Annotated in this window: 13 protein-coding genes and 1 tRNA gene; 13 read left to right on the top strand and 1 reads right to left on the bottom strand. The window is 60.3% G+C overall.

Features of this window, described 5'->3' with window-relative positions:
* Positions 1-26: 26 nt before the first annotated feature.
* Positions 27-1,034, bottom strand: coding sequence for a class 1 fructose-bisphosphatase (locus CLV41_RS00470; RefSeq protein ID WP_103220333.1), 1,008 nt, complete (start codon positions 1,032-1,034; stop codon positions 27-29).
* A gap of 93 nt (positions 1,035-1,127) precedes the next feature.
* On the opposite strand from CLV41_RS00470, the gene CLV41_RS00465 reads away from it, so the two are divergent.
* The 13 genes from CLV41_RS00465 (at position 1,128) to CLV41_RS00405 (ending at position 13,856) form a co-directional block, all read left to right on the top strand.
* Positions 1,128-2,075 (top strand): LysR family transcriptional regulator, encoded by a 948-nt coding sequence (locus tag CLV41_RS00465; protein WP_103220332.1) that lies wholly within the window; start codon positions 1,128-1,130, stop codon positions 2,073-2,075.
* Positions 2,076-2,293: 218 nt separating this feature from the next.
* Entirely contained in the window at positions 2,294-3,043 is a 750-nt protein-coding gene (locus CLV41_RS00460; protein WP_170107076.1) for an AraC family transcriptional regulator, read from the top strand.
* Positions 3,044-3,409: 366 nt separating this feature from the next.
* Complete coding sequence (locus CLV41_RS00455; RefSeq protein WP_103220330.1) at positions 3,410-4,021, top strand: LysE family translocator; 612 nt, start codon at positions 3,410-3,412, stop codon at positions 4,019-4,021.
* A 200-nt stretch (positions 4,022-4,221) separates the two neighbouring features.
* The gene (locus CLV41_RS00450; protein ID WP_208987216.1) at positions 4,222-4,935 is read left to right on the top strand and encodes a B3/B4 domain-containing protein; all 714 of its coding nucleotides are present in this window, start codon (positions 4,222-4,224) and stop codon (positions 4,933-4,935) included.
* 22 nt (positions 4,936-4,957) lie between these two features.
* Entirely contained in the window at positions 4,958-5,653 is a 696-nt protein-coding gene (locus CLV41_RS00445) for a YggS family pyridoxal phosphate-dependent enzyme (RefSeq protein WP_103220329.1), read from the top strand.
* Positions 5,650-7,785: an oxidoreductase gene (locus CLV41_RS00440; RefSeq protein WP_103220328.1), complete on the top strand. Its 2,136-nt coding sequence runs from the start codon at positions 5,650-5,652 to the stop codon at positions 7,783-7,785. The genes CLV41_RS00445 and CLV41_RS00440 overlap by 4 nt, the downstream gene beginning before the upstream one ends.
* A 12-nt stretch (positions 7,786-7,797) precedes the next feature.
* Positions 7,798-8,850, top strand: coding sequence for an anthranilate phosphoribosyltransferase (gene trpD / locus CLV41_RS00435; RefSeq protein WP_103220327.1), 1,053 nt, complete (start codon positions 7,798-7,800; stop codon positions 8,848-8,850).
* A complete protein-coding gene (gene trpC / locus CLV41_RS00430) occupies positions 8,847-9,647 on the top strand; it encodes an indole-3-glycerol phosphate synthase TrpC (protein ID WP_103220326.1) in 801 nt (266 codons plus the stop codon). The genes trpD and trpC overlap by 4 nt, the downstream gene beginning before the upstream one ends.
* Positions 9,648-9,829: 182 nt before the next feature.
* Positions 9,830-11,146, top strand: a complete 1,317-nt coding sequence (locus CLV41_RS00425) for a type III PLP-dependent enzyme domain-containing protein (RefSeq protein ID WP_103220325.1) — start codon at positions 9,830-9,832, stop codon at positions 11,144-11,146.
* A 73-nt stretch (positions 11,147-11,219) separates the two neighbouring features.
* Complete coding sequence (gene pdxH / locus CLV41_RS00420) at positions 11,220-11,861, top strand: pyridoxamine 5'-phosphate oxidase (RefSeq protein WP_103220324.1); 642 nt, start codon at positions 11,220-11,222, stop codon at positions 11,859-11,861.
* A 134-nt stretch (positions 11,862-11,995) separates the two neighbouring features.
* Positions 11,996-12,069 (top strand) — tRNA-Cys (locus tag CLV41_RS00415).
* Between the two features lie 392 nt (positions 12,070-12,461).
* Positions 12,462-13,397, top strand: a complete 936-nt coding sequence (locus tag CLV41_RS00410) for a tripartite tricarboxylate transporter substrate binding protein (protein WP_103220323.1) — start codon at positions 12,462-12,464, stop codon at positions 13,395-13,397.
* Positions 13,398-13,856 (top strand): tripartite tricarboxylate transporter TctB family protein, encoded by a 459-nt coding sequence (locus tag CLV41_RS00405; RefSeq protein WP_146048466.1) that lies wholly within the window; start codon positions 13,398-13,400, stop codon positions 13,854-13,856.

The following is a 13,856-nucleotide window of genomic DNA, read 5'->3' as shown; positions in this document are numbered from 1 at the left end:
CAGCGCCCGTCAGGCGCGTTCATGGGTCAGGCGCGGAACAGACCGCGCGTTCCGAACAGGGCCGAGACTTCCTGATCGGGCAGATCATGATAGGCGACCACCCGGTCGACCTTGTCGGTGGAGCCGAAGACGAAAGGGATGCGGGCATGGAGACTGCCGGCGGTCTGGTCCAGGATCCGGTCGGTGCCCGTGGTCGCCCGGCCACCCGCCTGTTCCACCAGGAAGGCGATCGGAGCGCATTCGTAGACCATGCGCAACCGGCCGCGTTCATAGCCGGGCCGGCCGTCGCCCGGATACAGGAAGATCCCGCCCCGGCTCAGGATGCGGTGTGTTTCAGCGACCAGCGAGGCGACCCAGCGCATGTTGAAGTTTTTCTCGCGCGGTCCCTGGTCACCCGCCAGGCAATCGTCGATATAGGCTCGGATCGGCTTCGACCAGTGCCGGTAGTTGGATGCGTTGATGGCGAACTCGCTGGCTTGTGACGAAATGATCAGACGGTCGTTCACCAGCGTGAAGACGCGTTCCACCGGATCGAGAACATAGTGCAGGACGCCGGAGCCGAAGGTCATGATCAGCGCTGTCTGGGGTCCGAAGATGAAATAGCCGGCAGCTATCTGCTCCGAAGCCGGGCGCAGGAACGACGCCTCGGCCTCCGGTTTTGCCTCGAACATCGAAAAGATCGTGCCGATAGAGACATTGACGTCGATATTGGATGAGCCGTCGAGGGGATCTATCGCCAGCGCCAGCGTTCCGTCGGGATCGATTTCGACGGGATCGTCCTGCTCCTCGGAGGCGTACCAACGGATGCCGGTGCGTTTCAGGGCCGCGGCAAACGCATCGTCGGCCTCGACATCGAGCGCCTTTTGCGTGTCTCCGCCGATATTGCTTCCAACGCTTGCGCCGAGCGCGCCGGCCAGCGGCCCCATGGCAATGGTTCGCGACAGGTCGCCGGCGACCCGGCACATCGCTGCGATGGCGGGGTAGAGAGGCGCTGGGACGCGCTCAGCTGATATGAGACAGTTTTTCTGGGTCATCAAGGCCTCCCGTCCTTGGGTGTTGCCTTGATTTTCACGATTTTGAATATTAAAAGAATTTAAAAGTTTGGAAAGCAGATTAAATCTAATTGAATGACCAACCTAAACGCAATCACCTTCAAGCAGTTACGCGCCCTGGATGGCGTTGTAAAAACTGGCAGTATAAGCCAGTCCGCCGACCTGCTTGGTCTGACGCCACCGGCCGTTCATTCGCAGCTCAGGGTTCTTGAGGAGCAATTCGAATGTGTTCTGGTCAACCGGACCCGAAGCGGCGGTTTTGAAGCAACGGCTGCCGGCATGGCGCTTCTGCAAGCTTTCGAAACCTCGCAATCCGCTCTCGCCAAGGCCGTGGATCTGATCGAAGCCATGAAAAACGGCATGGCGGGCCGGGTCGTGCTGGGTGTCGTCAGCACCGGCAAATATTTCGCACCCTCTATCGTTGCCCGCCTGAAGAAGGATTTTCCGGATATTGAAGTCGTTCTGCAGGTGGGTAACCGCGACCGGACCGTTTCAGACCTTGCCGCCGGCAAGATCGATCTTGCGATCATGGGGCGGCCGCCGCGCCAGCCGGATGTCGTAGCCTACAGCATGGGCGACCACCCGCATGTCCTGATCGCCCAGCCGGACCACCCCCTGGCCCAGGGTTCCCGCGCGCAGGCCGCCGACATTCTGGCCGAACATTTCATCTTGCGGGAACAAGGATCCGGCACACGCATTCTGACGATCCGGTTCCTGGACCAGCTCGGTGAAGGGCAGCCCTTCACCTTCACGGAAATGGAGTCCAACGAATCCATCAAACAGGCCGTGATCGCCGGCCTCGGCATCGCGCTGATCTCGATCCATAGCATTGTCGAGGAACTGAAATCCGGGCGCCTCAGGATGATCAAGGCGGACAGGCTGCCGATCGTCCGCCACTGGTTCGTGCTCCACCGCGCCGACCTGAAGCCCAACCGTGCCCTGGACACGGTCCTCGACTATATCCGCGGCAACGGGCCGCAGTTCCTCGCCGAGACGGAAATCCGCGACCTGCTTGAGAAATAGCGCCGGGCGCCGGACAGTTCCGCGGCATATAGTGCCGCCGTCCGGCCGGTCAGCCAATTGCGATCGCGAAAGGCGACCGCTCAACGCTCGAACCGACGGGCTTGAAAACGATGCCGCTGAAAGGCATTTCAAGAGCACTGGACAGAGGCGAACAAGGGCCTATGCTAACAACCATGCATAGAGCCGAGAGAATTTCTTCGCAACTTTCAGGCGTAAATGTGGTCTCGATTATTTCCGACCGCAGCTTTCCACGTCACACCCACGATGAATACGGGATCGGCTTCATGGTCTCCGGAGGACACGAGTCGTGGAGCGGGCGCGGTCACGTCGAGGCGAGCACCGGGGATGTTATCACCGTCAACCCGGGCGAGGTTCATGACGGGCTTGGACGCAAAGGCGCGCCCCGCCAGTGGAAAATGCTCTTTCTCGATCTGGCGATCATCGGCCGATACGCCGAGACCGACCGCTCAGGGCAGGAATTCACAAACCCCGTGCTCAGCGACCGGCAGACCTGCGCCGCCATCGCACAAGCGGTTACAGCCCTGTCCTCGCCGACCGAGGAGGAGGCCTTTGCGGAAGAGTGCTTGATTCTCGCGCTGGCCGCGATCGGCAAGGTACCCGTCCATCGCGGCAAGACGGGTCGACCGGATTATTCCTGGGCAGTTCGCTGTGCCCTCGACAAGATTGCCGCCGAAGCGGACGGAGCGCTTAACCTCGCCGACCTCGCGGACGCGGCAGGTGTCAGCAGGTTCCAATTGTTACGCCGGTTCTCGGCCGAAGTCGGCACGACGCCCCACAATTACCTGATCCAGTACAGAGTCAACCTTGCCCGTCGGAAGATCCGCGCCGGCCATCCCCTGGCCGAAGCCGCGGTGTCGAGCGGTTTTGCTGACCAGAGCCATATGACACGCGCCTTCGTGCGCCAATATGGTTTGTCTCCGGGCCACTTCACCAAAGACATTGTCTGAAAGACGGTTGCAATATTCTTCAATACGCCGTCCGCGTCTGAGGCTAGTGCTTTTCCCGAGCAAAGATCGAGCCCGGGATCATTCCGTTGTCCTCCTGTTTTTGGAATACCTCACCCTTCGCCGGCCTTAACTCGCGGTTTCCAGTGCGAGCAGGTACCCGGCTCGCCGATGAGACCGGATTCGCCCCTTTCCATGGAGCGGGTGGGACGACATTTTTACGAAGCAAAGCCTGGTACGGCGCTTGCCCTGAGATGTCTCGGACCGTAGACCACGCGGCAGCGGAAATATTGCCGCGGCTCAGGACCGCAGCGGTCTGGCGAACGGCCGGCGGGGCCGGTTTTCCAGCTACTTGCGGTGTGTGCTGAAGTGTGGCTGGAATTTCTGATCACCTCGATCGTCGTCGTCGTCGCTCCGGGAACCGGTGTGGTCTACACGATCGCCATCGGCCTGGCGCGGGGCGCAACGCCCAGCGTGGCGGCCGCCGCAGGCTGCACCTTGGGGATTATCCCCGCCATGACCGCGGCAATCCTCGGGCTCGCGGCGCTCCTGCACACCAGCACGTTCGCTTTCGAACTGTTCAAGTATGCCGGCGCGGTCTTCCTGCTCTACATGGCCTGGATGATTTTGAGCAGCCATGGCGTGCTGGAAGTACAGCCGGAGCAGAAATTGCACTCAATGGCCAAGGTTGCGGTGACGGGCTTCCTGATCAATATCCTCAACCCCAAGCTGGCAATCTTTTTTTTGGCTTTCCTCCCCCAGTTCATTCCCTCCGGCACCGTGGCGCCGGTTACCCAGATGTTCGCAATGGGAACGATCTTCATGGCGATGACCTTTGCCGTCTTCATAGGCTACGGCGTTTTCGCCTCTTCCATGCGCAGACATGTGATCTCCCACCCCATGGTGATGAAATCGATGAACGCGATTTTCGCGCTCGTTTTCGTCGCACTGGCACTTCGTTTGGCTCTAGCAAGTATTTGAAGAGGAAAAGCTGTGGCCCTGACAAAAACCGACCCGAAACCGGCGCTGCGACATTCGCTCGTCCTGCCCATAACCGCCAAGGCTCCGTCAGTCGATTGCCATAGGCGCGCAAGCCGCACTCTTTCGGGGTCGGCGGCGGTTCCCGAATGCCCGGCACCGAACGCCATTCCGGCTCCTGCTTGCGTATGACGGAGGAAGCGATGTTTTTTCATCATGCAGACGAAATCTGGGAGAAATTTCCTTCGCTTCGCGCGGCCGCGATAGTGGTGCGCGGCGTTTCCGGCGCGAAAAAAGAAGCCGTAGACATCGACGCAATGCTGGCAGACACCGCAGGGCGGCTGCGAACCGCACCCGAAAGCGAATGGCCGTCGATTCAGGCCTGGCGTCAGGCCTATGCAGCCATGGGATTCAAACCCACGCAGTATCGCTGCGCCGCGGAGGCCCTGTTGCGCCGGTACCGCAAGGACGGTGCGTTGCCGCGATTCCACCCTCTGGTGGATGTGCTGAATGCGGAATCCATGAATGCCGGTATTCCCATCGCCGCCTTCGACGTCGCCCACATCGCAGACGGGATCACGGTACGCGCCGCGGTGGGAGATGAAGTCCACACCACCTTCAAGGGCGAGAGCGAACACCCCGTTCCAGGAGAAATTGTCTTTGCCGACGCCGCGGGTCAGGCGCATTCACGCCGCTGGGTCTACCGCCAGGGTGCGGCTTCAGTGGTTCGGGACAGGTCGGACGTGGTGCTGATCGTGGCCGAGGCCCTGCACGAGGACGCCATGGCGGACGTGACCGCTCTGTGCGCACGGCTCAGGGACCGGGCGTCGGAGCTGGGCCTGAGCGTCACCGAGGAAACCCTGCTTACTCCCGAGAACCGGCAACTCGAATTCGCTCCAGCGGGCGTAACGGTCTGAAACCGGAGAAAGGGACAGCCTGATGGAAACGGATACGGTGCATTGCGATCTGCGGGACAACCTCGCAAGGGTCCGGACGACCATCGGCACCGCCTCGCATCAGAGTGGCCGGGACCCTCAAACGGTCACTCTCGTGGCCGCGTCGAAAACGGTGGAGCCTGACAGGCTCCAGAGCACGATCGACCTCGGCCATCGCGTCTTTGGTGAGAACCGGGTTCAGGAGGCCAAGAACAAATGGCCGCCGCTGCTGGAAGGCAATCGCGGACTGGAATTGCACCTGCTCGGGCCCCTGCAGTCGAACAAGGCACGCGATGCGGTTGCATTGTTCGACGTAATCCAGTCCATCGACCGGCCGAGCATAGCAACTGCCATAGCCAGGGAAAGCGACAAGCAAGGCCGGCGCCCGCAGGTCTATATCCAGGTCAACACGGCTCGTGAACCTCAAAAGAGCGGCGTACTGCCTGAGGAGGCTTCGGAGTTTATCCGCGCTTGCCGCGAGACGCTCGATCTCGATCTGGCCGGTCTGATGTGCATCCCGCCCGCCGGCGAGGACCCGTCCGGCGATTTCGCGCTTTTGCGCAAGATCTCCGAAGACGAAGGTCTTCGTGTGCTTTCGATGGGCATGAGCGGGGATTACGCGCAAGCCATCGGGCAGGGCGCCACTCATGTACGGGTCGGCAGCGCGATTTTTGGCGCCCGCCCGCCCGTGCGGTCATGATCCCCAAACAGCAACCGGCCTGGCTCGAAGCCGCGGGATCGCGGTTCGATCCGCTTTTCACGCCGCTCAAAATCGGACCGGTAACCATAAAGAACAGGTTCTACCAGGTGCCTCATTGCAACGGGATGAACCGCCTTCACCCCAGTGCCATGGCGCGCATGCGCGGCATAAAGGCCGAAGGCGGCTGGGGCGCGGTCTGCACCGAGCAATGCGATGTCCATTACTCAAGCTGCCATCCTCGAGAGTTGCGGCTCTGGGACCAGCAAGATCTGCCGATTTTGAGGCGCGCGGTGGAAGAGATCCACGCCCAGGACGCGCTCGCGGGAATCGAACTGGCCCATAACGGTTTCCACGTCCACAATCTGGAAACCCGCGCGATCCCTATCGCACCGTCGCCCGTGGCCACGCGTGGTATTGCCCCCGTCCATGCCCGCGAAATGGACCTGCAGGATATTCGCGACTTTCGGCGATGGCACCGCGCGGCAGCGCTCAACGCGAAGACCGCCGGCTTCGACATCGTCTACATCTACGCAGGGCACGATATGACGTTGCCGGTGCATTTCCTTTCGCGCCGCACCAATCAACGCAAGGACGAATATGGCGGCAGCCTGGAAAACCGGGTCCGGCTGCTGCGCGAACTGATCCTCGACACCAAGGAAGCGGTCGGCGACCGCTGTGCCGTGGCACTGCGATTCAGTGTGGAGGAACTGGTTGGAACACATGGGCTCAGCTGTGAAGACGAAGGCCGCGACGTGGTCGAAATGCTCGCCGACCTCCCCGATCTGTGGGACGTGAATATCGGAGATTTCAGCAATGACGGCCAAACCGCGCGTTTCAGCGATGAAGGCTTCCAGGACCGCTATGTCCGCTTCGTGAAGACGGTGACAGGTAAACCCGTCGTCGGGGTCGGACGCTATACATCGCCCGATCTGATGCTGACCCTCCTCACTTCCGGTGCGCTGGATCTCATCGGCGCCGCCCGGCCGTCCATCGCCGACCCCTTCCTGCCCCGAAAGATCCGCGACGGCGACTTCGACGACATCCGCGAATGCATCGGCTGCAACATCTGTGTGGCTTCCGACAAATTGGCCGTGCCGTTGCGCTGCACTCAAAATCCGACCATGGGAGAAGAATGGCGCCGCGGCTGGCATCCTGAATATATTCCCGCCAAGGACACGGAAGACAGGGTGCTGGTGATCGGTGGCGGCCCGGCGGGTCTGGAGGCGGCGACCTGGCTGGGGCGCCGCGGCTATGAAACCCTCGTTGCTGAACGCCGCCCGGATTTCGGCGGTCGGGCGCTGCAGGAAGCGGCCCTTCCGGGGCTGCATAGCTGGCGCCGCGTGGCGGATTGGCGATTGGGACAGATCAGGAAAGACCCCAAGGTCACGCTGCTGCCCCGCAACGACATTACCGCGGAGATTGCGCTCGACACGGATTTCTCGCTGATCGCGGTGGCAACCGGCGCGGTTTGGCGCACGGACGGAACCGGGCGGGGCCATGCCGCCCCCCTGCCCGGTCTCGGTACGGTCCCTGTTTTCACACCGGACGACATATTCGCCGGGCGGCGCCCGCAAGGCCGCGTCGTGCTTTACGATGACGATCACTACTATATGGGCGGCGTCATAGCCGAACTGCTCGCCGGCACCGGCTGCGAGGTTGTCTTTGTCACGCCGGAAAGCCTTGTTTCCGCATGGACGGTGAACACCACCGAGCAACCGCGCGTGCAAAAACGCATAATCGAGACATGTGCCGAAGTCTCGGTATCCACCAAGCTCGCTCTCCTGGCCAAGGGAGAAGCTGAACTTGCCTGCCGTTTTACCGGACGGCGGCGCCGCATCGGGATCGATGCGGCCGTGCTGGTGACCGGCCAGATGCCGCGTGACGGACTTTACCACGATATCGCCACTCGTATTGCAGCATACAAGCCGGACATCTCGCCCCCCCGGGTCGTGAGGATCGGTGACTGCCTTGCTCCTGGAACTCTCGCAGCAGCGGTCTTCTCGGGACATTTGTTCGCCCGCACTCTGGATACGGGACTGTCCGACCGGCCGCCCTTCCGGCGCGAGAACGTGGCGCTCGAACGGGATCAGGCGCTCACCGGGGATGCTCCCTATTCAAATGGATCCACATGAAAGGAGCTGCAGATGTTCGATCTTAAAGCGCTCTTGAACCGCCTCGCGGCGGGTGAGACCTTTTCCCGCGAAGAGGCGCGCGACCTGTTCACATTCATGGTGTCGGGCGAGGCGAGCGGCCCGCAAATCGGGGCCCTGCTGATGGGGCTGAGGATGCGCGGCGAGACGATCGAGGAAATCGTCGGCGCCGTCCAGGCGATGCGCGCGAAAATGTTGCGCGTGCGCGCACCCGCCGGCGCTGTCGATATCGTTGGTACCGGTGGCGATGGCGTCGGGAGCTACAACATTTCAACGGCGGCCGCGTTCATTGTCGCCGGCGCTGGCGTGCCGGTGGCAAAGCATGGAAACCGGGCCGTGTCGTCGCAAACCGGTGCAGCCGATGTCCTGACGGAGCTCGGAGTCCTGCTCGAACAAACGCCCGAAGGGGTGGCGCATTGTCTCGCCGAAGCCAGGATGGGGTTCATGTTCGCGCCCGCGCATCACCCCGCGCTCAGGAATGTGATGCCCGCGCGGATCGACCTCGCCATGCGGACAATCTTCAATATCCTCGGTCCGCTCTTAAACCCGGCGGGCGTTACCCGTCACCTGGTCGGGGTCTATTCCCGGGACCTGCTGGAACCGATGGCCCAGGCATTTCGGGCGCTCGGTTCCAGCCGCGCGCTCGTTGTCCACGGCGAAGACGGGATGGACGAGATCACGACCACAGGCACCACCCATATTGCGATGCTTACCGATGGCGAAGTGGTCATGTTCGACCTGACGCCGGAAAAACTCGGAATTGAGCGTGCGCCGCTCGACGCATTGAAAGGCGGCAACAGCCGGACGAATGCCGCCGCGCTGCGCGCGGTTCTGGCCGGAGAGCCAGGCGCTTATCGCGACATCGCCCTCTTAAATGCGGCGGGAGGCCTGATCGCTGCCGGCATCACGTCAGACTGGCACGAGGCTCTGGACCGGTCCCGGGCCTCGGTCGATGGCGGACATGCTGCACGCGTACTGCGGAGTGTTGTCACCGCGTCTCGGGCAACCTGCGAAGAACGGCAGCGCGAATACGAGGAACTGCAATGAGCATCCTGGACAAGATCAAGGCCCACAAAGTCGAAGAAGTGGCCAATCTGAAAGCGACGGGTGCCTTGACCGAATTCGAGGCCGTCAGCCGCAGCCTCCCGCCCCCCCGCGACTTCACCGGGGCCATCGCAGCGAAATACGCCGCGGATGAGGTGGCGCTGATCGGCGAAATCAAGAAAGCCAGCCCGTCAAAAGGTCTGATCCGGGCGGATTTCGATGTGTCCCGCATCGCCCGATCTTATCTTCAAGGCGGTGCGGCCTGCCTGTCGGTTCTGACCGATACGAAATTTTTCCAGGGCCACAGGGACTTCGTCGCGCTGGCGCGCGAGGTCTCGGGACTGCCGGTGCTTCGGAAAGACTTCGTGATCGACCCTATTCAGGTGACCGAAGCCCGCGCCATGCAGGCCGACTGCATTCTGCTGATCCTGGCGATGCTCGACGATGACCAGGCAAGAGAGCTGGAAGCCGCCGCGGAAGAACTCGGTCTGCATGTGCTGATCGAAATACACGACGATGGCGAACTCGACCGCGCGCTCGCCATGAATGCGCGGTTGATCGGTATCAACAACCGCGACCTGACGAGTTTCAAGGCCGACCTGGGCACCACCAGCCGGCTGGTCCGGAGGATCGGGCCTGATCGCCTCGTGATCAGCGAAAGCGGAATTGGCGGTCCGGAAGATGTGTCCAAATTAGTCCGGGAAGGTATTCGCGGATTCCTGATTGGAGAGGCATTGATGCGATCTCCGGAAATAGAAATTTCAACCCAAGAGATAACTTCCATAAGATTCAATTCATAATTATTATAATTATTTATTTATAATCTTAAGTTGCTAAGTTTATTTCTATATATAATTTCTAATACCTTATTTAATCTCTCCTTTATTTCAAAAGATCTATTTAAAATTTCAATTTACGGTGTATTTTACTGGAGATACTCAACCAAAAAGTGTTAAGAGTCACTGCCACAAGGAGAAAGCGTATGAACCTGCGTAACCCACCCGAGAAATTCGTCGAACCCGGTCAGAGCGCCCGTCTTGCGGGCCATTGGGTGTCCGGCGTGGATTTGCTGTTGATCTGCTCAGCCCTCGGCACACCGGTCTTCGTGTATAGTGAGGCGCAGCTACTCAAGAACATTCACCGCGTGAAAGACGGCATCCGGGCGGCGGGACTGGAGGGCCGGGTGTCGCTCTATGTCCCCTTCTTCCCCAACGCGAACCCGCATATCCTGAAGCCGCTTCAAGCTGAGGGTGCAGGACTTCTCCTTCAGATGCCGAACGAATACGATATCACCACCAGGCACGGGTTTTCCGATTTCATCGTCTCGCCGGGCCATGTCTCGAACGAGGAGATCGGGTTCTGGTGCAAGAAGGGCTATCGGACTTTCCTGGCTAGCCTCGACGAAATCAACTTTGCGCTGAATGAAAACGCGCCCACGATCAGCGTGCGTATCGACAGTCTGGACTCCGACAAGCCCGGCATCAAAGTGGGGCAACTGGCCGATCTGTCCGAGATGCTAAAAGCCCACGACAGGACACTTGAGTGCTTCGAGGTCTATTGCGGCAGCGGAAACTCGCTGACCGACATGGTCGATATCGTACGGAAGATTTTCCAGATCTACCTCGACCATTTCCCCGATGCGAAGGCGATCAACTTCGCAGGCGGCCATGGATTCGACTATGAGAAATGGGGGGAGCAGGAAAAGCATTTCGACTGGCGCACCTATTTCCAGCAGATCGCAAAACTGGCATCGGAAATGGGTATTCCGGATACAGTGAACTTCCTATTCGAACCGGCGCGCGACGTATTGGCCGATACAGGCGTGCTGATCGCGGGTGTCAAACGCAATATCGTCACCCATAGCAATGGCAGCATTGTCGTGACAGATGGTTCGCGCATGCTGATGCCTTCGGCGCAGCTGCGCAATCGTGCACACAACACGGTGTTCCTGGATTCCGGTTTCCGTGAGATCAACGAAAGCGAAAATGCCACCAGCTGCAAGATCCGCGGCCGCAGTATCCTGCGAAACGACTACATCCTGCCGGGTGAAGTGAGTGTCGACAATTCCGTCGGGGTGGGTGACCACCTGATGATAATGGATGTGGGGGCTTATTGCGCGACCCAGCACATGGAATTCCTGAATGTTCCACCAGCCGCCGAAGTGGTGGTCGATATCAATGGCATCGCTCATCTGGTTACAATGCCTGGCGACGATTTCGACAAGTGGCGCAACGTGTTGCCCGAACCGAGGCTGATCGCCGGGAGCATCCCGGATTCACGCGAAAGCAGAATAGCCTGACCCCTCAGGATCAAAGACCGGACAGGTTAGCGGAGACAGTCGCCGCGACCCGTTTGCAAAGGAGCCTTGCGACATGAGCAATGTCGATCGCGACCCGGCGCTTGCCTTTGAAGAGGACGCCACAATCATCTCGGGGCAGGATCCCCTTGCCTTGTTCGACGAATGGCTAGCGCTCGCGCACGAACAGGAAATCAACGACGCAAATGCCATGGCGATCGCAACGGCGGATGCGGCGGGGCTGCCCAATGTTCGTATGGTGCTGTTGAAAGGATACGATCGGGAAGGCTTCGTATTCTATACCAATACGGAGTCACAGAAGGGCCGGGAATTGAGCGAAAACGCCCAGGCCGCTGCGGTATTGCACTGGAAATCGCTTCGCCGTCAGGTCCGGTTCCGCGGCAAGGTCGTGCCGGTATCCGAGGATGAGGCGGACGCCTATTTCAATTCCCGCGCCAGGGCCAGCCGGATCGGCGCCTGGGCAAGCCAGCAGTCACGCCCTCTGCAAAACCGCCTGGCGCTGAAAAAGGCCGTTTTGGCTGAGACGGCACGTTTCGCAGTCGGCGCCATTCCACGTCCGCCCTACTGGCACGGCTATCGCCTGGTGCCAAGCTATATGGAATTCTGGATGGACAAACCGTTTCGCCTGCACGACAGGCAGGTTTTTCAAAGAAACGGCCCCGATGACCCGTGGACGATGGAAAAGTTCTTTCCGTAATTGCCCGAGGACGGCGGTCAGGCAGACCGTTCAGGAACATTGACCGGCATTCATCCGCAATCTCGAGAGGAGGATTGAACGTTCTTGGAATGCTAAAGGACCTTGCGGGCCTGTCTGGCGGACACCCGCGCAGCGGCGTGTTGGCAGAGTGGTTATGCACCGGATTGCAAATCCGGAAAGAGTGGTTCGAGTCCGCTACACGCCTCCAACCTTCCCCAATCGACTATCAATCTTTGAACCCGTGCGTGAGCGTTCATCGCTGCGCAGGACGTTCCAACACGGCCCGGCGGCGCATTACTTTGCAGCCCTGACCACGACGGTTTCTCCGGACTGCACAATTGACCGCACGTATCTTCGGTCCGGCTTCCCTGCGGGTCGTTTTCCGGCGCATTGACGAAATCCCGGCGGCATCCGATGATCCCGAACTGACTTCCTCCCGGATGGCTGCGATCCCTTCTTCTTGCAGCCGGCTCGGCATGGCTTGAAATTATCCATGCATCAAATGCATTACTAAGGCGCCTTAAAATGCATTGGACAGCATAAGGATGCGCTGTTTTCATCTGGAGAGCCACGCAAAACCGCGCAACACAGGAGCTGACAATGTTCAGATCAATTCCCAAAACGCTCGTCCAGACCGGTCTGGCGCTTGCACTACTGGCGAGCCCCGCCGTAGCTGAATTTCCCGAAAAAGAAGTCACGATAACCGTCGGCTTCGGTCCGGGTGGCGGTGTCGATACCATTACCCGTGCGGCCTCCGACGCGCTGTCCGCCTCACTCGGCGAGCCGGTCGTGGTCGAGAACCAGCCAGGTGCCGGTGGCGGACTGGCCCTGACCGCGCTCAAGGCCAAGCCGGCGGACGGCTATAATCTTGCCGCAGCCATTTCCACCACCATTTCCTTTGACCCGCATACTTCCAACGTCAGCTTCGGTATCGACGATTTCGAGTTTATCGGCGCCTTCGGCGTTTTCCCCGAGGCGCTCGTCGCCCTGCCGTCGCGCGGCTGGACGAATTTCTCCGATGTCGTTGCGGCGGCAAAGGATGCTCCCGACGGTCTGACCTACGCATCGACGACTTCCCTCGACCGGGTGGTGATGAAGGCCATTTCCGAGAAAGAGGGGATTGTCCTGAAACCCGTTCCGACAAAAGGCGGCGCCGAAGCTGTGGCCGAGGTTCTCGGCGGACATGTGGACTTTGCCTACAGCTCGGGCACCTACTACGCGCAAGCCGCAGCCGGCGAACTGATGGTGCTCGCAGGCCTGGGCACGGACCCGGTTCCCGGTTTCGAAACAGCGCCGACGCTGAAAGGCCTCGGATATGACATCTCCAGCGTCAACATGGTGGTCTATCTGGCTCCGCTCGGAATTCCGGCAGAGGCGAAAGCCAAACTCGTCGCCGCTTTCGAGGAAGCCGCCAAGTCACAGCCTCTTCTGGACGTGCTTGCCAAGCGCAACATGGGCAGCTTTATTCTCACGGGTGACGAATTCGCAACGCAGATCCGTGCGCAGAGCGCCCAGTTCAAGGCGGCAATGGAGTAAATGAACCGACCTTCCACCAGTCAAAACGGGCCGCGTCTCCGGATGCGGCCTCTTGCCGAATTTGCAGTTGTTTTCAGTGCCAGCCTTTTGCTGCTGTTCGTCGTCATTCCAGCCGGCACCGCCGAGACGGACAATTTCGGGCTCTCCCCGCGCATGCTGCCGATTGTCTGCGCCACGATCATCGCCCTGATGTCCGTTGTCACGCTTGTTTTCGGCCTCCTCCGCGGCAATCCAGACAGTAACACCCGAGACGCGGGCGGTTTTCGAGGGGTGATCCAGTTCGGCGCCGCGGCGCTCGCAGGTGTCGTTCTGGTCGATCTGACCGGGCTCGTCATCGGCGGCGCCGCGCTTGTTCTTCTGTCCTGCCTGGCCGTCGGAGAACGCCGCATCGCCGCACTTGCCGGGATGGGCACCGGTGCTCTGCTCATTCTCCTCTTCGTCGACTGGTCGGGTCTTTAG

This window comes from Roseibium marinum (assembly GCF_002906165.1).
Lineage (GTDB): Bacteria > Pseudomonadota > Alphaproteobacteria > Rhizobiales > Stappiaceae > Roseibium > Roseibium marinum.
Note: the sequence above shows the minus strand (reverse complement) of the source record. Positions and strands in the feature narration are given on the sequence as shown.